Raw genomic sequence first — 20,339 nt, forward strand, 5'->3', positions numbered from 1 at the left:
ATATGAGAACATCGTATACTTCCTCCATGTGACATTGGCCTTACCCAGAGGCTGATTCTTCGCAAACGTTTATAGCCGTTCGGAAACGCCACATGCTACAATGAAGTGACTATGTAAATAGGAAGGATGTATCTATATGTTCAAGAAAATTGCAGCAGATGCACTCGGATTATCAGATATCGGAAAAATTATCGAACCTCAGGATTATGACAAAACAGATGCTGATGATTATGTCATGCATGAAGACAACGAAAAAATTTATTTCCTGATTAAAACAAAAGCCGATGAATATTGCTTCACGAATCTGGCGCTGATCCATGTTGACGGCGAACGTGCCACTTCCTCTAAACGAACGCTGAAACGCTACCCTTATTCCCAATATAAAATCTCTGATGTTTTTCTGGAAACTGCCGGGAAAGTCGATTTGGATGTTGAAATCAAGTTCAAGCTGGGCTCTGAACAATTTGATATCGATGTGCATAAAGAGCAAATTGAAAAGCTAAAAGATTTGTATAAAGCCCTTCTCCGTATCTCTGAAACGATCTATGAAAATGACATTTTGATCAATCAGGCTGAACAAAGTCTGGAACGAGCCGTCACCATCCTTCAGCATACCCGCCCTGAGCACGTCAATATTGAAACACAATACAAAGAGCTGACCGAATTTGGATTTACATGGGTCACTTCCGTCCGCTCGCAGTACCATATTAAAGATTTCGGTGACGTATTTGAAAAATATATAAATAACTAGAAAAAAGACACGGGTTCGCATCTGGCAGCCCGTGTCTTTTTTCTGATACATATCTTGGAGAAAATTTTTGGATAGATATTGGTTACTTTTCTACTTTTTTTCTTTTATAATGACATTATTAGTCTATTTTCCCTATATTACATGTAAAAGGAGTCATCATATGTTTTGTCCTCAATGCGGCCATCAAGCAGATGGCGGAAAATTTTGTGAGAAATGCGGTTCTCCTCTTCCACGCCAAGCGGGCGAAAATCAAGGAGCACAGACGGGAGCTGAGGCTGCAAAACAAGCAGCAAAGCAGTTCGGTTCATTTGTCCTGGCTGTTCTGAAACGCCCTTATCAGGAGTGCAAAACAACAGGTGGAGAACAGCTGATCAGCGGAATCATTACAATGGTGCTTTTCAGTTTACTAACTCCGCTGATGTTTTATATTCTTTTTTCAAATGGTCCCGGCAGTGCGAGCTTTACAGAAATCTTTTTCAAGCCAACCATTTACTTTGCCCTTTATATTTTCGGGTTGCATGCATTGATCTTTTTTTCCTTAAAAATCGCGGGAAACCAAGTGTCATTTAAAGATTCACTATCCAGATTTGGTGCGTTTCTTATTCCGTTTACAGCTATTTTAATTCTTGCACTTCTATTGTTTTTATTACATACAGATCTTTGTTTCACTGTGTTAGCAATTGGTTTAATCGGCGCATTCTTCGCTATTCCCCCTGCGATGCTGAGCAGTTACCAGCATTCCTATAAAGGAAAGGCTGATATCATTTACTCAACCATTGTGATTTATCTGATCACGTGCGTTGCGTTTCGGTTCATCATCGAACATTATATCAAAGAGATTTTCCGTTATATCTTCTTTTAAAAAACAACCCCATCACCTGCTGGTGATGGGGGTTTGTTTTTATTGAATAGATGTTAAATAAATTCTTCCGTCTTTCACTACGCCGGTGTAGGTCCAGTTGTATGTTCTGCGCTTTGTACTGCCGCCTGATTTTGTAATATCAAATTCTTCATAGGTTTTAATTGTGATAGTCGAGCCGCTTTGATTAAAGCTTTTTACCTCTACATCAATAAATACTTCAGTCGTCCCCTCGCTGTACAGCTTCTTAACCAATTTCTGCTGATCATTATATAATGAACTTCCTTTTTCCAGATTGCCTTCCATGACCGCAAATTCATTTAAATTCACTGCGGTTGATTGATTTGTCAGATAACTAACCATAAATGATGTCACTTGTTCATCCGTGACATCGCCGGTCGATGGGCTTACGCTTGCTTTCTTGCCTTTTGCGTCTGCCCAGGCTGACGTGTACGTCTCTGCATGATCATTTTTTATTTTCTTTATGTTTGTTCCGGCAGAATCAAAAGTTGATTCCGCATCTTCGAAAATCCACTTTTTCTGTTTTTTATCATATGAAAGCAGATATTCATAGCTCGGGCTTTCATCCGACATTTCAGGTTTCGTATAGTCATTATAATTAGCCGACTGGTGAAGTTCTTTTCCTTTTACCGTCGCCTGCCATGTACCGTCATTCTTCTGGGATAGAGCAAATGTATCCAAATCAAAGTCTGTTTCCAGATATTTATCTTTTAAGTAAGAATCCGTGTTTTTCATCGAGTCCACGTTCTCTTTTACTTCGGCTTTCCAACTGGCACTTGCCTCTGTCATCTGAGCTGTATTTCCATCAGAAAGCGCTTTGGAATATTGCTTCGTCGTTTTGACAATCGTGTTCATGATTGTTTCTTGTGTGTCTTGGTCAGGAATTAACGTTAACTCCATTTCTTTGCTATCAATCGGCACGCCCGCTGTTTTTGTTTTTCCCCATGGGAACTCCGCTTCGACCGCAGCTGTCATTGATCCGTCTGTCAGAAGCGGGCCGTATGTGACAGATTTGAACGGATCTTTATGAATGGATGTACCGTTAATGAGCAACTCTCCCTTTCCATCCTTGATGTCATCCGCTAAGCTGAATGTTACATTGTCTGCTTCTAATGAGAGATCAACATGGAAGCTGTTGTCACCAACCGCCTGAATGTCTTCCTTTTTCACAAGATCGACTACATCGTTTTTCAGTTTGGCTGAGACTGTATATTCGCCGGGAATATACGGTCCGAGGGTTTGTGCTTGATCTGCTTTCTTTACAGATCCGGCTTCCTCTTTATTCACATAGAGATCCGTATGTTTATAATTGCTGGTTACTTCAAAATAAACAGGTGCTATTTTTAAATCATAATGGTCAAACACTAGCAAGCTTTTCCCATCTTTCTCCGCGTATACAATATCCTTTTGGACTGTTTCAGCACGCAGCGATGCAAAAAGCTCATCTTTTTTGTCAGGATGATCCTTCAAATATGTAAGAAACGGCTTTACATTATTTTTAGTCAGCTTAAGCTTATCATTTACCGGCGTAAGGAGAGACGCGATTTGGTCTTTATCTTCATCATTTACAGCCTGTTCAAACTTGTCGACTAACCTATCCTTTGAAGTCAGGTACGCTCCGGTTTTATATGCGGCGATTAATATGACACACGCTGCGGCAATGCTGCTCCATAACATGATGGTTTTCTTAGGGATTGTTTTTCGCGGTGCCTGCCTCGTTTCAGCAGTGCTTGCTGTTTCTTTATTTGCCTTTCTGCCGATCCCTCCGATCGGGGTGCCGCACTCTTTACAAAACTTGGCCCCTTCATTATTTTTTTGACCGCATTCCTTACAAAACATGTGACTTTCCTCCTATTTGCTATCCACTATTTTGTACATATTTCCTATGTTACATATTTTATAATAGAATGGTATGAAATTGGAGGAAATCACGAAAATATCTCTATAAACATGTGAAAAGGTGGAATGATGATGCAACAGCTCACCATTCAAAAAGCGACAAACTATGATCAAGCGCTGTATGAGCTTCTGCTGCTCGCCGATCCGTCAAAAGAAATTGTTGATGAATACATTGCCAGAGGAGAATGCTACACAGCTTATATATCGGGCGAATTAGCTGGTGTATACGTGATCATCACAACTAGACCGCAAACCGTAGAAATTGCTAACATCGCAGTAAAACAAACCATGCAACAACAAGGCATCGGCAAGCTTCTTATCCGCGACGCCATCGAACAAGCGAAACATATGGGAGCAAAGGTGATTGAGATTGGCACTGGAAATTCCAGCATCCATCAGCTTTCTCTTTATCAAAAATGTGGATTTCGCCTGCAAGCGATCGACCATGATTTTTTTATTAGACATTATGAGGAGGAGATCTTTGAAAACGGCATCCAATGCCGTGATATGGTGAGGCTTTATTTGGATCTGTAAAAAGCACAAAAAAACCGCCGAGATTTCTCTCGGCGGTCATTTTATTACTTGTTTAAGTTGTAGAAAGAGTTAATACCGTGGTATTGAGCAGTTTCAGCCAACTGATCTTCGATGCGAAGAAGCTGGTTGTATTTCGCAACACGGTCCGTACGTGACGGCGCACCTGTTTTGATTTGTCCTGCGTTTGTTGCCACAGCGATGTCAGCGATTGTGCTGTCTTCTGTTTCACCAGAACGGTGAGAGATAACAGCAGTGTAGCCTGCACGTTTCGCCATTTCGATCGCATCGAATGTTTCAGTCAATGTACCGATTTGGTTTACTTTGATCAGGATAGAGTTGCCTACGCCGTTTTTGATACCTTCAGCAAGTTTTTTCGTGTTTGTAACAAAGAGGTCATCACCAACAAGCTGAACTTTTTTGCCAAGACGCTCAGTAAGAAGCTTGTGGCCTTCCCAGTCGTTTTCGTCAAGTCCATCTTCGATAGAGATGATTGGGTATTTAGAAACCATTTCTTCGTACCAGTCAACCATTTCAGCAGACGTTTTCACAACGCCTTCGCCAGACAGATGGTATTTGCCGTCTTCTTTGTTGTAGAACTCAGAAGATGCAGCATCCATTGCAAGTTTTACTTCTTCGCCAGGTTTGAAGCCGGCTTTTTCGATTGCTTCAACGATTGTTTGAAGCGCTTCTTCGTTAGAACCAAGGTTTGGAGCGAATCCGCCTTCATCACCTACAGCTGTGTTCATTCCTTTAGCAGAAAGAACAGATTTCAGGCTGTGGAAGATTTGAGCGCCCATGCGAAGTGCTTCACGGAAGTTAGGAGCACCTACAGGCATGATCATGAATTCTTGAATGTCTACGTTGTTGTCAGCATGCTCTCCGCCGTTGACGATGTTCATCATCGGTACAGGAAGCGTTTTTGAGTTGAATCCTCCAAGGTATTGGTAAAGAGGAATCTGTAAGAAATCAGCAGCAGCACGCGCACAAGCCATAGATACGCCAAGGATTGCGTTCGCACCAAGTTTGCCTTTGTTTTCAGTACCGTCAAGCTCGATTAAAAGCTGATCGATTGCGTTTTGTTCAGTTACATCAAAGCCAAGAAGCTCTGGAGCAATGATTTCGTTTACGTTGTTAACAGCTGTTAACACGCCTTTACCAAGGTAACGGTCTTTGTCGCCGTCACGAAGCTCAACTGCTTCGTATTCACCTGTAGAAGCTCCGCTTGGCACTAATGCGCGGCCGAATGCTCCTGTTTCTGTATATACTTCAACTTCAACTGTTGGGTTGCCGCGGGAGTCTAATACTTCGCGTGCATAAACATCAACAATGTATGGCATGAGTTTGTCTCTCCTTTGAATTTCAGCTTATTTTTGAATTAAAGATGTTCCAGTCATTTCTTTCGGTTTTTCAACACCGAGAAGGTCTAATAACGTTGGTGCAAGGTCGCCTAGGATTCCGCCTTCACGCAGCGTGATGCCTTCTTTCGTTACAATTACAGGGACTGGATTTGTTGTATGTGCAGTGTGCGGTTCGCCTGATTCTGTGATCAGAATATCAGCATTACCGTGATCAGCGGTAATGATGGCGTGTCCGCCTTTAGCGAGAATCGCGTCAACGACTTCGCCTAAGCATTCGTCCACTGCTTCAATTGCTTTAATTGTAGGTTCAACCATTCCGGAGTGGCCGACCATGTCTGGGTTTGCAAAGTTAAGGATAATCGCGTCATGCTTGTCAGCTTCGATTTCTTTGACAAGCGCGTCCTTCACTTCATACGCACTCATTTCAGGCTTCAAGTCGTATGTTGCGACTTTCGGCGAGTTGATAAGAATACGCTCTTCACCCGGGAATTCAGCTTCACGGCCGCCGCTCATAAAGAACGTGACGTGCGGATACTTTTCAGTTTCTGCAATTCGAAGCTGTTTTAATCCTTGCTGAGATAATACTTCTCCGACTGTATTATCAAGATTTATCGGTTTAAACGCCACATAGCCGTCAACTGTTTCACTGAAGTGAGTCAGGCAGACGAAATGCAGGTTTTTCGGATAATTCTCGCCGCGGTCGAAATCGCGGAAGTCTTTGTTCGTGAACGTGTTGGAAATTTGGATGGCGCGGTCCGGTCTGAAATTATAGAAAATCACAGAATCGCCGTCTTGGATTTTCGCAACAGGCTCACCGTTTTCTTTTGTGATGACAGATGGAATGACGAATTCATCGTGGATTCCATTCGCATATGAATCATCAACAACATCCAATGCGCTGCGGTAAGTCGGGCCTTCGCCGTATGCCATTGCGCGGTACGCTTTTTCTACACGGTCCCAGCGTTTATCGCGGTCCATTGAGTAGTAGCGTCCGGAAATGCTGGCGATTTCTCCGACACCGATCTCCTTGATTTGTTCGTTCAGCTGGTTGATGTACGTTTTCGCAGTTTGCGGACCTACATCACGGCCGTCAAGGAAGCCATGGATATATACCTTTGTCAGCCCTTCTTTTTTCGCAAGCTTTAACAGCGCGAATAAATGATTGATATGGCTGTGCACGCCGCCGTCTGATAAAAGGCCGAACAGATGCAGGGCTTTGTTGTTTTCTTTCGCATTGCTGATCGCGTCAAGGAATGTTTGATTTTGTTCGAACTCTCCCTCGCGAATGGCAACATTTACGCGTGTTAAGCTTTGATACACAATACGGCCCGCACCGATATTTAAGTGCCCTACTTCGGAGTTCCCCATCTGTCCGTCAGGAAGACCTACAGCCTCGCCTGAAGCAGTCAGTGTCTGATGAGGATACTGATTCCAATAGCGGTCAAAGTTCGGTTTTTTCGCCAAAGCGACTGCGTTCCCTACTGTTTCGTTTCGTAATCCGAACCCATCAAGAATGATGAGTGCAGCTGGTTTTTTACTCATATTGACCTTCCTCCAATAATTGAACGAATGACTGTGGCTCAAGGCTCGCGCCGCCGACCAAAGCACCGTCAATATCGGACTCTGCCATATATTCTTTAATGTTTGCAGGCTTTACGCTTCCGCCATATTGAATGCGAAGCTTGTCTGCCGCTTCTTGGCCGAAGCTTTCAGCGACGGTTTTACGGATATGCGCACACACGTCGTTCGCATCTTTAGATGTAGAAGATTTGCCTGTTCCGATTGCCCAGATTGGCTCATAAGCAATAACAGAAGCTGCAACTTGTTCTTCAGAAAGACCCGCTAGGCCTTTTTTCACTTGGTCAGCCACAAGATCATTTGTTTTGCCGGCTTCACGCTCTTCAAGCGTTTCACCAACACAGATGATCGGCACAATACCGTGTTTGAAAGCAGCATGTGCTTTTTTGTTAACTGTTTCATCAGTTTCAGCGAACATTTCACGGCGCTCAGAGTGGCCGATGACGCAGTAGTCAACGCCAAGGTCTTTCAGAGCAACCGGGCTGATTTCGCCTGTGAACGCGCCGCTTTCTTCAAAGTGCATGTTTTGAGCGCCGACTTTAAGGTCAGTGCCTTTCACAGCAGAAGTCAGCTTTTCTAGGAAAAGCGCTGGCGCGCAAACAACAGCTTCCGCTTTGTCTGCTGCTGGAATGGAAGATTTCACTTCTTCAACGAAGCTGACAGCCTCGCCGAGTGTTTTGTTCATTTTCCAGTTACCGGCTATAATTGGTTTTCTCATCTGTTCCACTTCCTTATAGCAGTTTTAAAATTATTTATCGTTCAGTGCAGCTACCCCTGGAAGCTCTTTGCCTTCCATGAACTCAAGGGATGCGCCGCCTCCTGTTGAGATGTGGCTCATTTTGTCAGCTAGGCCGAATTTTTCAACCGCTGCTGCAGAGTCTCCTCCACCGATGACAGAGTATGTATCTTTCGCCTCTGCCAATGCTTCCGCAACCGCTTTTGTTCCTTGAGCGAACAAATCGATTTCGAATACGCCCATTGGTCCGTTCCACACGACAAGTTTGCTGTTTTTGATGACATCAGCATACGTTTCGCGTGTTTTCGTACCAATGTCGATTGCTTCTAAATCACTAGGGATTTCAGAGATCGGCACAATTTTTACGTTTGCATCGTTAGAGAAATCATCTGCAACGAGTACATCTTCAGGCATGTAGAAGTTAACGCCTTTTTCTTTCGCGCGATCCATAAATGTTTTCGCAAGCTCGATTTTATCTTCTTCAAGCAGAGATTTACCAACCTCATAACCAAGCGCTTTAACGAATGTGTAAGCAAGACCGCCGCCGATGATCAGGTTGTCTACTTTATCAAGAAGACTTTCGATGACGCCGATTTTATCTTTTACTTTCGCTCCGCCGATAATGGCAGTGAACGGACGATCAGGGTTGGAAATTGCTTTTCCGAGTACGTCAAGCTCTTTTTCCATTAAGAAACCTGCAACCGCTGGCAGATGCTCGGCAATTCCAGCTGTAGATGCATGGGCACGGTGGGCAGCACCGAATGCGTCATTCACATATACATCTGCAATCTCAGCAAATGCTTTTGCAAGCTCAGGATCATTTTTCTCTTCACCAGGGTAGAAACGTACGTTTTCCAATACAAGAACGTCTCCGTCCTTCATGTCGGAAATTTGTGATTTTACAGCATCACCGTATGCTTCATCCGCTTTTTTCACTTCTTTGCCAAGCAGTTCACCGAGGCGTGCAGCAACAGGAGTTAAACGAAGCTCCTCAACGACTTCGCCTTTCGGGCGGCCTAAGTGGCTCGCAAGAAGGACTTTCGCGCCTTGGTCTGCAAGGTGTTTGATTGTCGGAAGTGCAGCACGGATACGTGTATCGTCTGTTACTTCCCCGTCTTTCATTGGAACGTTAAAGTCAACGCGGCAGAATACAACTTTGCCTTTTACGTCGATGTCTTTGAGAGTTTTCTTATTCATGCTTTAGGAGATCCTCCTTCAAAATGGTTTGCATGCAGCACGAAAAACGTGAAACCGTCTGATCAAGCGATGACTCCGCGAGGGCAGATCGCATACTTTTCGGCACAGGGCAGATCGTCTGAAGCCAGGGCAGTGGCCGCAGGCGAAGGCGCCGGAAAGCTGCAAAGCGCAGATGCTTTTCTTTCACAGAACGTTTTCTGAAAGCCGGTCTTCATGGAAAAAGGGAAAGGGAGTCCGTCCCCTTCCCTTGTCCGCTTTCATTATAGCGCTTCTATTCAAAAGAACCAAGTAAGGTCCTTTTTTCAGCTATGAATTAAAGACCTTTTTTAGCGATGTAAGCTGCAAGGTCAACAACGCGGTTAGAGTAGCCGCTTTCGTTATCGTACCAAGAGATTACTTTTACCATGCTGCCTTCCATAACCATTGTAGAAAGAGCATCGATTGTAGAAGAATTTTTGTTTCCGTTGTAGTCGCCAGAAACTAATGGCTCTTCGCTGTAGCCAAGGATTCCTTTAAGATCTCCTTCAGCTGCTTCTTTAAGAGCTGCATTTACATCTTCAGCTGTTACTTCTTGGTTCAGTTCAGCAACCAAGTCAACTAAAGAAACGTTTGGAGTTGGAACACGCATTGCTCCGCCGTTCAGTTTGCCTTTTAGTTCAGGAAGAACTAGAGAAACTGCTTTAGCCGCACCAGTTGAAGTTGGGATGATGTTTTCAGCTGCTGCACGCGCACGACGGTAGTCTTTGTGCGGAAGATCAAGAATTTGCTGATCGTTTGTGTAAGAGTGAACTGTTGTCATCATACCGCGTTTGATGCCGAATTTGTCGTTAAGTACTTTTGCAAACGGCGCAAGGCAGTTTGTTGTGCAAGATGCGTTAGAGATAACGTCGTGGTTAGCCGCATCGTATTTATCTTCGTTAACACCCATAACGATTGTGATATCTTCTTCGTTAGCAGGAGCAGAGATGATTACTTTTTTCGCGCCAGCTTCTAAGTGTTTCGCAGCGTCTGCGCGTTTTGTGAAGAAACCAGTAGATTCAACTACGATTTCAACGCCTTGTTTACCCCAGCTAAGTTTAGCAGGATCGCGTTCTGCAGAAACTTCAATTGTTTTACCGTTAACAACAAGGTTGTTACCGTCAACTGAAACCTCAGCGTCTAATTTTCCGTGTACAGAATCATATTGTAAAAGGTGAGCGAGCATGTTAGCATCTGTTAAATCGTTAACCGCTACTACCTCAACTTCAGGATTGTTTAATGCTGCGCGGAATACGTTACGTCCAATACGACCAAAACCGTTAATACCGACTTTTACTGCCATGATTGTTTCCTCCTTTAAATAAGTGAGAGATATTTATATTGAGGGATTATTCATCCCTTAATAACTTCTTTGCGGCTCCTTCGTCAGTGACGAGAACCGTGTTGCGCGGCTTTTTAAAGTAAGCCTCGATCGCCCCGGCTTTTGATGATCCGCCGGCTACCGCTATAATATCGGGAATGGCGTCTATGTCATCCAGCTGCATTCCGACAGAATGCACTTTGTGGACCACTTCGCCGTCCGCGTTAAAGTAGTAGCCGAACGCTTCTGTCACCGCGTCTTTATCATCTATTTTCTTTAAGTCTTCTAAAGGTGTGTTTCTCCGCTCAGCCATAGTTTTAGCTTCGCCGATTCCGTGAACCAGCATACTCGCTGATTTAATCGTGTTCAGCACCTCTTTGACAGAAGGTTCTTCAATAATAGATGAATAGGCGCCTTGTGACAGCTGTCCCGGAACAAACAAAAGCCGGTAAGTGCCTGAAGCCTTTTCCGCCATATGCGCGCATATGGTGTTCGCCTGGTTTTTTACGTCTTCGCCTAAACCGCCTCTTGCAGGCACAAACAAAAGCTCGCGGTTTTTAGAATCCGGCGTCATCATCTCGGCGACAGCTTCAATTGTCGTACCGCCGGTCACAGCGACGATATTTTTGCCTGAAAATCTTTTTTTCATACATGCGACAGCCGCTCTTCCCATTTCTTTTTTGACCCATGGGGAGTGGTCGCTGTCTCCAGATACGATAATGACATCCTTAAGATTTAATCGTTCTTTTAATGTCTTTTCCAAAAGCGTCAAACCTAAAACATCTTTCATCGTATCTTCTAAAACGGAAAGCAGTTCATAACCCTCTTCTGTCAGCGTCATGCCGTTTGTTTTAATATCGACCAGATTCTGTTCCTTTAAAAACTGAACCTCGCTTCTCAGCACACGCTCGCTGATTCCGAGACTGGCAGAGAGGCTTCTGCGGCCGATGGGTTCTGTCAGCCTGATATACTGCAAGATTTCGAACCTCTTTTGCATAACGAGCAGAAGATCAGGCAATAATTTTTTTTGAGCTTGTATTAACTGGTTCATGACTCAAACGTTCCTTCCTTTTTTTGCTGGACACCAAACGTCCCGCTATGACAAAAAACGTCCCATCATAGCCAAAAAAAATTATTTCTGCTTTCTTTAATTATTTTAACAGGGTGGAAATGTTTATTCAACTGTTAAGAGCCAATTCATCGACAATATTCGCGCAGTTTTATGCAGCTGCGTTTCTCTTTCATTATTTTTTCCTCTATATTTCTATCTTATACAGCAAACCTTTAATGGTGCGCACAAAATAAAAGAGCCCTCTCAATCGAAAGGGCTCCATTTTTTTAAAGCGTTTTCATTTTATCCAGAGCTTTTCAATCTCTTCGAGCGATTTATTCTTCGTTTCCGGACAGATTGTGACGACAAACAGGAAGCAGAGAATGTTAATAACGGCAAAGATCCAGAACGTGTAGGCCAGTCCGAACGAGCTGATCATCATCGGCACAAACTGCCCGATCGCCCAGTTTGCTCCCCATAAAAAGATGGTGGCGATTCCTGCGGCTCTCGCCCGCAGATGGTTCGGGAAGATTTCAGAAATCATAATCCATGTGATCGGACCGACCGATACACAGAACGCGGCGACAAAACCTAATATAAAGAAGATCAGCATAAAACCGCTTGTTAACTGAAAATAAAACGACGTCCCAATTAAAATCATAAAAATAGCCATGAAAGCAGAACCGATGGACATCAGTTTTTTGCGCCCGACTTTATCAATTAATAAAACCGCGATGACGGTAAAAATGACTTCCACGACACCGACAATACAGGTTGTCACAAATCCTGCATTTTGCCCGAATCCCATCATTTTAAAGATTTCCGGCCCGTAGTAAGTGATGGCGTTCATGCCGATCACTTGATTAAAGAGCGCCAGCAGGATTCCAATGATAAGCGCTTTTCTGAGGCCTGGTTTGAAGAGCTGTGATAGTGACCCCATTTGTTCTATTTTTAAAGAGTTTTCAATGTTCTTCAATTCTTCTTTTGCGACAGTTTCTCCATTAATGCGTGTCAAAATCGATAACGCTTCTTTTGTTCTGCCCGCTTTCGCCAGCCATCTTGGACTTTCCGGCACGACCAGCAGGACAAGGAAAAAGATTATGGATGGCACCATTCCGTAAGCGAGCATCCATCTCCACCCGGTTTGCACGCCCCATTCATATGTTCCGGAGCGCTGGACAGCGAGATTAATAAAGTACGTTGCGGAAATGCCCAGTATCGTAAAGAGCTGATATAAGGAAGATAAACTTCCGCGTATGGCGGGCGGCGCCGCTTCCGTAATATAAGTCACGGATAATGACGAACCCATTCCGATCCCCAAGCCTCCGATAATCCTCGCAATGATTAAGGTCGACACGTCTTGTGAAACAGCAGAAACAACTGCTGATACCGCAAATAACAGGGCCGCTGTCATTAAGATTTTTCTGCGCCCGAACCTGTCGCTTAAAAACCCGGATACCCCGACTCCCGCAACTCCTCCAATCATAATGCTTGAAATCACAAGCCCCTCCATGAACGGACTCAGGCTGTATAAATCCTTTAGAAAACCAATAGCACCGGAAATAACTGCAGTGTCATAGCCGTACAATAAACCGCCAAGCCCCGCCGCGCATGATATCAAAATCACAAATCCCATTGAATGGCTTCTTGTTACAGGAGCATTTGGTTCTAATTGAGTTGGAGTGTTCTTCATTTCTCTGCCCTCCCGAAAGTTGAGTAAAGCGTTTACATTTTCTATTACAATTGTACGTACTTATTTAAAATTTTAACGAAATTTGTTCTTTATTAGTACGTACAAATATAGAATAATCCTGTTTGTATTTTCTGTCAATGTTTTCTTGTATAGATCACTGTGATATACTAAAATTTGTCCGTATACATTTTGGAGGAATAGATATGTTACCAAAATATGCTCAAGTAAAAGAAGAAATCAGTTCATGGATTAATCAAGGTAAAATTCTGCCCGATCAAAAGATCCCTACCGAAAACGAGTTAATGCAGCAATTTGGCGTCAGCCGGCATACCATTCGTAAAGCCATTGGAGACCTCGTATCGCAAGGGCTGCTATACAGCGTGCAAGGAGGGGGCACCTTTGTCGCTTCACGCTCCGCTAAATCAGCGCTGCATTCCAATAAAACGATCGGCGTTCTGACGACCTACATATCAGACTATATATTCCCGAGCATCATTAGGGGAATCGAGTCTTATTTAAGCGAGCAGGGATATTCTATGCTTTTGACAAGCACAAACAACAATCCGGACAATGAACGCAGAGGATTAGAAAACCTGCTGTCACAGCATATTGACGGGTTGATTGTAGAACCGACCAAAAGTGCTCTGCAAACGCCGAATATTGGCTACTATCTCAATTTAGAGAAAAACGGCATTCCTTTTGCGATGATTAATGCGTCATACGCCGAACTTGCCGCACCAAGTTTTACCCTCAATGATGTGAAAGGCGGCATGATGGCTGCGGAGCACCTGCTCTCTCTCGGCCATACGCACATGATGGGTATTTTTAAAGCTGATGATACACAAGGTGTCAAACGGATGAACGGATTTATACAGGCGCATCGTGAGCATGAGTTATTCCCTTCCCCGGATATGATTGTGACGTTTACGACGGAGGAAAAGGAATCGAAGCTGCTGGAGAAAGTAAAAGAGACACTGGAGAAAAACAGCAAAAACATGCCGACTGCTATCCTTTGCTATAATGATGAAATTGCACTGAAGGTGATTGATATGCTTCGGGAAATGGATATCAAGGTGCCTGAGGATATGTCTATCGTCGGGTATGATGACTCTCATTTCGCGCAAATTTCCGAGGTGAAATTAACCTCTGTGAAGCACCCGAAATCTGTTCTGGGTAAAGCTGCCGCAAAATATGTTATTGACTGTTTGGAGCATAAAAAGCCTAAGCAGGAAGATGTCATTTTTGAACCTGAGCTGATCATCCGTCAGTCCGCAAGAAAGCTGAATGAATAAAAAAGCAATGTATGGGTTTCCCCTTTACATTGCTTTTTTATGGCCTTTATCTGTTTTTCCAAATGTCAGCCACGATTTCAAATGAACGCATTCTGTCTGCGTGATCAAAGGTTTCTGAGTTGACCATAATTTCATCGGCCTGAGTTGTTTTGACAAAGTCTTCAAGCTTTTCCTTCACTTCTTCAGGACCGCCGACGATGGTTGAACTGAGCTGTTGATGAACCATTGCTTTTTCATATGGGCTCCAGATTTGATCCATGTCTTCTACTGGCGGCTTCAGCTGGTTCGGCGTACCGCGGACAAGATCAAGGAATCGCTGGTAATGGGATGTAGCCAGGTGCTGTGCTTTCTCGTTTGTATCTGCGGCGATAATCGTTACGCCGACCATCGCATACGGTTCGTTGAGCACTTCTGACGGCGTAAAGGAATTGCGGTACAGCTCCAACGCGGGAACCGTATTCGCCGGTGAGAAATGAGCAGCGAATGCAAACGGAAGGCCCAGCTCACCTGCCAGACGGGCACTAAAGTCGCTTGAGCCCAGCAGCCAAATCGGCACATCTATGCCCTCTCCGGGAATGGCGCGGACTTGATTGCGCACATTTCCTGACGGTTTAAAGTAATTGCGCAGTTCCTCTAATTGTTCTGGGAAATCTTCACCGCTGCTGATGTTTCTGCGGAGCGCCCTTGCAGTCAATTGGTCTGTTCCCGGTGCACGTCCGAGCCCCAGATCAATCCGTCCGGGATACAGCGTTTCCAGGGTGCCGAATTGTTCAGCGATTACAAGAGATGAGTGGTTCGGGAGCATAATGCCGCCGGAGCCGACGCGGATTTTCTTTGTGCCGCCGGCAATATGGCCGATCAGTACGGCGGTGGCAGAGCTTGCGACACCTTCGATATTATGATGCTCTGCAAGCCAATAACGATGATAGCCCCACTCCTCTGCACGGCGCGCCAAGTCCATGCTGTTTCGGAATGACTCTGCTATCGTTCCCCCTTGAACAACAGGAGATAAATTCAAGACAGAAAGCAAGGTATCTTTGCGTTGGTTGTTAGACATATTGTTCTCCTTTGCAGTTGTGATATAAGTAAACAGCCTCATGCTGTTATGTCTCTATCGAAAGGACTTCTATCACACCTTAACACAACTGCGTTTAGGATGAAAAGAATTTGATTCGATGAAATTCGAACAATAAAAAAGGCGTTCATCATTTGATTTTTACATAAAAAGCTCCTGTGCCATCTCAATGAAAAGCTTAGCCGCCAAAGAAGCCTCATGTAATGAAGGAACGGCAAGCTGCACATCCCGATACACCTGCGGATCGAGATCCCTAGTCACCACATGCTCCGGCAGCGTCATCCCCGACATCGACATTTCTGATAAAATCGCCAGCCCCAAGCCTTCTTTGATCATGCTGATCGAGGTGTTAACGTTATAGACAGTGAAAGCAGTGTGCAGCGTTGAACCAGCTTGCTTGAACTTATCGATAAAAGGGGATTCATAGCCGCCGTCACAGACAACCATCGGCTCACAATCGAGATCTTTCAGCGTAATGGCTGGACGGCTGCACAGCGGATGATCATCACGCAGCACGACGACCATTTTGTCTTTTTTCAGCCGAATGCACTCCATCTTGTCTGCCGGATACAGAAGAATGCCGGCATCAATCATCCGTGTATGGAGCCACTCCTTGACTTCGTCTACGGTTCCTTCATGCAAAACAAGCTCCAATTTCGGATACCTTTGTTTAAACTCGCTGATCAGCTTCGGCATAAAATAAGCGGAGGCGGTTGGAAATGTGCCGATATGAATCGTTCCCAGCTCAAGCCCTTTTTCTGCCGCTGCGACCTGTTCAACTTTTTCGATTCCTTTTAACACTTCTCTGATATGGACTAAGATCTTTTTTCCCGTGTCCGTCAGCATCAGGCCGTTTCGGCGATCACGGATGATCAATTTCACATCAAGCTCAGCTTCAATCGCAGAAATGGCATGGCTGACAGCCGGCTGTGTCATGTTCAGCAACTGTCCCGCTTTTGTAAAACTCCCCGTTTCAGCTACTTTGACGAAGACTCTTAATTGTGTAATGGTCATAACAATTCACTTATGCTCCTCATAAAAAAGATTCATTTTATTTATCTTATGTTCTACCGTATCATATGATAGAAATGTTCTACAAGGAGTGATCAAAAGTGAAACAGCTATCAAAAACGCGGACAGCGCTCCTTCTCGCCTTTCTCGTTATCATGTGGGGCGTCAATTGGCCGCTGTCGAAAGCCGCGCTCGCCTTTTCGCCGCCTTTATTGTTTGCGGGCATCCGGACGCTGATCGGCGGGCTTTTATTAGTGATTGTTGCACTGCCGCGTATTCATAAACTGCGTTTTAAAGAGACGTGGCCGATTTATCTTGTTTCTGCTCTTTTAAATATTACGTTATTCTACGGACTGCAAACGATCGGGCTGAACCATCTTCCGGCTGGTCTGTTTTCCGCTATCGTATTCTTTCAGCCGGTGCTGATGGGTGTCTTTTCTTGGATGTGGCTCGGCGAATCCATGTTTACGTTGAAAGTGATCGGTCTTGTGCTCGGTTTTGCCGGGGTTGCTGTCATCAGTGCCGCGGGCTTTGGCGGGCATATTTCTGTCATAGGGGTTCTGCTGGCTCTAGGTTCCGCGCTCAGCTGGGCATTCGGAACAGTATTTATGAAAAGAACAGGCAGCCGCGTCGATTCCATCTGGATGGTCGCCTTGCAGCTGACGATTGGCAGCGTATTTTTGCTCGTATCCGGCTTCTGGACAGAGAGCTTTTCCGCGATCCAATGGACAGTCCCATTTGTCGCCAGTCTAATGTTCATCTCAGTGTTTGTCATCGCGCTTGGCTGGCTTGTTTTTTTTACGCTTGTCGGTTCAGGAGAAGCAAGCAAGGTCGCGTCCTACACCTTTTTGATTCCGCTCATTTCGATCGTAGCCAGCTCCATTTTTCTGCATGAACCGGTTACCTTAAGCCTCTTGGCGGGTCTGCTGCTGATTGTCACAAGCATCTGCCTCGTGAATTCAAAATCAAAAGCACAGAAAGCTGCGTTGATTTGTGTAAATGAGAAGGCTTCACAATAATAAAACCCTCTTGTCGGATGTGACAAGAGGGTTTCTTATTTACTGGTGCTTGCGGCCTTTGACCAAATATGCAACTGTTATCAAAAGGTAGATCGCCGCAGTAATGCTGGTAATGACAATTGACGTTGTCATGATGACCCCGATCAGAATGGCCAGTAACGCCAGAATCGCAAACCATGTGGTGTACGGGAACCATTTTACATAATAGGCTGGTGTTTCTGTTTGCCCTTTTCTCGATTTCAAATGAGCGAATCCGATGATCAGCCAAATAAATAAGACTGTATATCCCAGTGACCCCATTAAGTAATTAAACGTCTGGCTTCCGGCGAACAGGGAAATCAATACACCAATATATAAAGAAGAAGTACACATCAGGATCGCAAACATCGGGACGTTTTTCGATGAAAGCTTAGAAAAGACCCGCGGCAATCTTCCGTCAGTTGCCTGTGTATACAAAATGCGGGACGATCCGTATAAACCTGAATTCATAGAGGAAATGATGGCAAGCAGGATGACTGCATTCATGATATGGTCTGCCCCCGGAATGCCAACCATTTTAAAGACCATCACAAAAGGACTCTCAGGAACTGAATTCACTTGATTCCACGGGATCAGGCTGACAATGATGAAAAACGGAAGCAGGTAGAACGCGACAATCCGTGTTAATGTGCTGCGGACTGCTTTCGGGACAACCTGTTCCGGGTTCTTTGTTTCAGCAAGCGTCACTCCGATAATTTCTGTACCGCCGTAAGAGTAGATCACGACAAGCATCGCCGTAATCAGCCCAGTGCCTCCGTGCGGGAAAAATCCGCCGTGCTCTGTCAGATTCGAAAAACCGGCCGCTGTATGGTCACCGAATGAAACAAATAAGAGCAGCAATCCTAATAAAATAAAAATAATAATAACGGTAATCTTGATCATAGCCAGCCAATATTCCGTTTCGGCGAAAATTTTTACAGAAAGCAAGTTCACAATCGTAACAACAAGAGAAATTGCTAATGCCAGCACCCAGATCGGGCAGCCCGGCAGCCAATATTGAATAAAAATTGCAGCGACAACAGCTTCAGCTGCAATGTTAAGCACCCACATTTTCCAGTAGATCCAGTCCAAGAAATATGCAGCGTAATTTCCTAGCACCTGCTGCACAAGATCACGGAAGGTTCTCGCGTTTCGGTTGCGCACAGCCATTTCTGCAAGCCCCTGCATAATAAACAGCAAAATAATGCCGCCGAGCAGGTATGCGATAATGACCGATGGCCCTGCCACATCAATTGCCGAGCTGCTTCCTTTAAATAAACCTGCACCGATTGCTCCGCCCAGCGCCATCATCATAATATGACGGGATGTCATCGTGCGTTTTAACGTCTGATTGTCCTTTTCCATCCTTTTTTCCCTCTCCTTCTCGTCTTCAAAAACAAAAAAGCCCGCCGTCTCCTATCTATACGAATAGATAAAGAGACGACGAGCCTTCGGCTGACCGCGGTACCACTCTTGTTGATTCTTCCTAGAAGAATCCAGCTTTTTGACCCTGTAACGAAGGTTAGCCGTTAAAACATAAGGAATATTCAATCTATTCCGTTTCGTCCTACCACTCCCGGGCGAGTTCAAAGAAGAATCAGACTGCGTCGCACCACCCCGCAGCTCTCTGTTACTGATCCTTTCTTTTACTGCTCCCATTCTATGTGTTTTAGTTTTCTGAAAAACTCAAATTTTACGTTCTGAATATATTAACATAATATACGTGCTTCTGTTTTCTCTGTCAATAACTTGCGAGAAAAAACAAACTGTTATTTTGTCCCTTTTTGAACGGCCTTCCAGAAGGATTCCGATTCGTGTCCTAAAGCGTAGACAGAGACACCGGCTATTTTATATTGTTTCGCCAGGCGTCTTTTTGTTTCGATTGTTTTTTCATTTTCATACCAAACGACATGTTTATGTTTCTTTTTGTCAATGTAAGAAAACGTCATAGAACCTGTTTTTTTATTGAATGCCGGCTTTGCTTTCTGCTTCTTAATGAGGGACTTGATGTCATTCCATTCCCTCGCTGAGCTGCCGCTCCCGTCTTTCAGATCCCAATCATAGCCGTACGCAGGGACCCCCATGATCACTTTATTTGCTTTGATTTTTTTGACAGAAAACTGCAGCGAGCGCTTGATCCAGCTTGTGCTTGCCACTGAGCCAGGTTCGCCCCAAATGCCGTGTTCGTCGTAAGTCATGACTTGTACATAGTCCGCATATTTTCCGATTTTCGCATAATCATACGGCCAGCTCCAGTCATCGTTTTTATTATCGGCGCTTTTGGCCGGAACGGATACCATTGTTTTGATATGTTTCTTTTTCAGAGTTTGTGTGACATATTGAATGAAGCTTGAGTATGCAGAACGGTCTTTCGGATTAACTGCCTCAAAGTCAATATTGACTCCGTGATAGTGGTGCTTTTTTGCCAGAGAAATAAGCTGGTCTGTGAATCGTTTTCTCGCTGTTTTGTCAGTCATGACCCGATTCGCTAAGTTTCCGTCAAAATCATAAATAGCGTCATTATAATTGGAAATGACGGCCCACGTTTTGATTTTATTTTTCTTCGCGTATGTAAGCTGCTTGCTCGGGACATCGCCAATCACACGTCCGTTTTTATCAAACGCAAACGTATCAGTGGCAATGGAGCTGATATATTTATGGTACTTCGTAAGAGAATTGTATGATGCCGTATCCCCAGTTGTATAGCCTAATGTCATACCGGCCGCCTTTGCTTCTGTTTTTGTATACATAAACAGAACGATCGCAATCGCTAGTGAAACAGCTATGATCAGCCATTTTTTCATTTCGTTCCCTCCTTTTTCACGTCATACTCTTCTCATCGGCCAAATTTTTGGAAAATGAAGTTTTTTCAAGCAGAAAGCCCGGCATAGATAGCCGGGCTTTCTGG

18 protein-coding genes and 1 other annotated feature are annotated in these 20,339 nt (G+C 44.5%); of the genes, 6 read left to right on the plus strand and 12 right to left on the minus strand.

The window, feature by feature from the left end:
- Positions 1-136 precede the first annotated feature (136 nt).
- Both LJF29_RS14770 and LJF29_RS14775 read left to right on the plus strand, forming a co-directional pair.
- Positions 137-751 carry a PH domain-containing protein gene (locus LJF29_RS14770; RefSeq protein ID WP_010331909.1) on the plus strand — a complete coding sequence of 205 codons (615 nt, stop codon included), beginning with the start codon at positions 137-139 and terminating at the stop codon, positions 749-751.
- Between the two features lie 160 nt (positions 752-911).
- A complete protein-coding gene (locus LJF29_RS14775) occupies positions 912-1,613 on the plus strand; it encodes a zinc ribbon domain-containing protein (RefSeq protein ID WP_229149235.1) in 702 nt (233 codons plus the stop codon).
- A gap of 39 nt (positions 1,614-1,652) precedes the next feature.
- On the opposite strand, the gene LJF29_RS14780 is transcribed toward LJF29_RS14775, so the two are convergent.
- Positions 1,653-3,470: a zinc ribbon domain-containing protein gene (locus LJF29_RS14780; RefSeq protein ID WP_229149236.1), complete on the minus strand. Its 1,818-nt coding sequence runs from the start codon at positions 3,468-3,470 to the stop codon at positions 1,653-1,655.
- Positions 3,471-3,602: 132 nt separating this feature from the next.
- Here LJF29_RS14780 and LJF29_RS14785 point away from each other — a divergent pair, with 132 nt between their 5' ends.
- The gene (locus LJF29_RS14785; protein WP_229149237.1) at positions 3,603-4,064 is read left to right on the plus strand and encodes a GNAT family N-acetyltransferase; all 462 of its coding nucleotides are present in this window, start codon (positions 3,603-3,605) and stop codon (positions 4,062-4,064) included.
- Between the two features lie 44 nt (positions 4,065-4,108).
- Here the strand turns inward: LJF29_RS14785 and eno are convergent, their stop codons facing one another.
- Genes eno through LJF29_RS14805 form a run of 4 tightly spaced genes read right to left on the minus strand, consistent with a single transcriptional unit; the run spans position 4,109 to position 8,933 of the window.
- On the minus strand, positions 4,109-5,401 hold the full coding sequence (gene eno / locus LJF29_RS14790) for a phosphopyruvate hydratase (protein ID WP_003151625.1): 1,293 nt from the start codon (positions 5,399-5,401) through the stop codon (positions 4,109-4,111).
- Between the two features lie 27 nt (positions 5,402-5,428).
- A complete protein-coding gene (gene gpmI / locus LJF29_RS14795; RefSeq protein WP_229149238.1) occupies positions 5,429-6,964 on the minus strand; it encodes a 2,3-bisphosphoglycerate-independent phosphoglycerate mutase in 1,536 nt (511 codons plus the stop codon).
- Positions 6,957-7,718 carry a triose-phosphate isomerase gene (gene tpiA, locus LJF29_RS14800; RefSeq protein WP_010331914.1) on the minus strand — a complete coding sequence of 254 codons (762 nt, stop codon included), beginning with the start codon at positions 7,716-7,718 and terminating at the stop codon, positions 6,957-6,959. The genes gpmI and tpiA overlap by 8 nt, the downstream gene beginning before the upstream one ends.
- Before the next feature lie 30 nt (positions 7,719-7,748).
- Positions 7,749-8,933 carry a phosphoglycerate kinase gene (locus tag LJF29_RS14805; protein ID WP_010331915.1) on the minus strand — a complete coding sequence of 395 codons (1,185 nt, stop codon included), beginning with the start codon at positions 8,931-8,933 and terminating at the stop codon, positions 7,749-7,751.
- 48 nt (positions 8,934-8,981) lie between these two features.
- Between LJF29_RS14805 and LJF29_RS14810 the strand changes: the two genes are divergently transcribed.
- Positions 8,982-9,134 (plus strand): hypothetical protein, encoded by a 153-nt coding sequence (locus LJF29_RS14810; protein WP_229149240.1) that lies wholly within the window; start codon positions 8,982-8,984, stop codon positions 9,132-9,134.
- A 112-nt stretch (positions 9,135-9,246) separates the two neighbouring features.
- Here the strand turns inward: LJF29_RS14810 and gap are convergent, their stop codons facing one another.
- The 3 genes from gap to araE form a co-directional block, all read right to left on the minus strand.
- Positions 9,247-10,254 carry a type I glyceraldehyde-3-phosphate dehydrogenase gene (gene gap, locus LJF29_RS14815; protein WP_010331916.1) on the minus strand — a complete coding sequence of 336 codons (1,008 nt, stop codon included), beginning with the start codon at positions 10,252-10,254 and terminating at the stop codon, positions 9,247-9,249.
- A gap of 46 nt (positions 10,255-10,300) precedes the next feature.
- The gene (gene cggR / locus LJF29_RS14820) at positions 10,301-11,323 is read right to left on the minus strand and encodes a sugar-binding transcriptional regulator (protein WP_229149245.1); all 1,023 of its coding nucleotides are present in this window, start codon (positions 11,321-11,323) and stop codon (positions 10,301-10,303) included.
- 298 nt (positions 11,324-11,621) lie between these two features.
- Complete coding sequence (gene araE / locus LJF29_RS14825) at positions 11,622-13,016, minus strand: arabinose-proton symporter AraE (RefSeq protein ID WP_229149247.1); 1,395 nt, start codon at positions 13,014-13,016, stop codon at positions 11,622-11,624.
- Between the two features lie 203 nt (positions 13,017-13,219).
- Here araE and araR point away from each other — a divergent pair, with 203 nt between their 5' ends.
- Entirely contained in the window at positions 13,220-14,308 is a 1,089-nt protein-coding gene (gene araR / locus LJF29_RS14830; RefSeq protein WP_229149248.1) for an arabinose utilization transcriptional regulator AraR, read from the plus strand.
- 46 nt (positions 14,309-14,354) lie between these two features.
- Here the strand turns inward: araR and LJF29_RS14835 are convergent, their stop codons facing one another.
- Together LJF29_RS14835 and LJF29_RS14840 are read right to left on the minus strand one after the other, a co-directional pair.
- Complete coding sequence (locus LJF29_RS14835) at positions 14,355-15,365, minus strand: LLM class flavin-dependent oxidoreductase (RefSeq protein ID WP_010331920.1); 1,011 nt, start codon at positions 15,363-15,365, stop codon at positions 14,355-14,357.
- Between the two features lie 159 nt (positions 15,366-15,524).
- A complete protein-coding gene (locus tag LJF29_RS14840) occupies positions 15,525-16,397 on the minus strand; it encodes a LysR family transcriptional regulator (protein WP_229149250.1) in 873 nt (290 codons plus the stop codon).
- A gap of 98 nt (positions 16,398-16,495) precedes the next feature.
- On the opposite strand from LJF29_RS14840, the gene LJF29_RS14845 reads away from it, so the two are divergent.
- A complete protein-coding gene (locus tag LJF29_RS14845) occupies positions 16,496-17,413 on the plus strand; it encodes a DMT family transporter (RefSeq protein ID WP_229149254.1) in 918 nt (305 codons plus the stop codon).
- A 39-nt stretch (positions 17,414-17,452) separates the two neighbouring features.
- Here LJF29_RS14845 and LJF29_RS14850 read toward each other — a convergent pair whose 3' ends face one another.
- A complete protein-coding gene (locus LJF29_RS14850; RefSeq protein WP_229149255.1) occupies positions 17,453-18,796 on the minus strand; it encodes an amino acid permease in 1,344 nt (447 codons plus the stop codon).
- Positions 18,797-18,864: 68 nt separating this feature from the next.
- Positions 18,865-19,103 (minus strand) — a binding site (T-box leader).
- Between the two features lie 97 nt (positions 19,104-19,200).
- Entirely contained in the window at positions 19,201-20,235 is a 1,035-nt protein-coding gene (locus tag LJF29_RS14855; protein WP_229149257.1) for a glycosyl hydrolase family 18 protein, read from the minus strand.
- Between the last annotated feature and the right edge of the window lie 104 nt (positions 20,236-20,339).

The sequence above is a fragment of the Bacillus sp. LBG-1-113 genome (assembly GCF_020708615.1).
Lineage (GTDB): Bacteria > Bacillota > Bacilli > Bacillales > Bacillaceae > Bacillus > Bacillus mojavensis.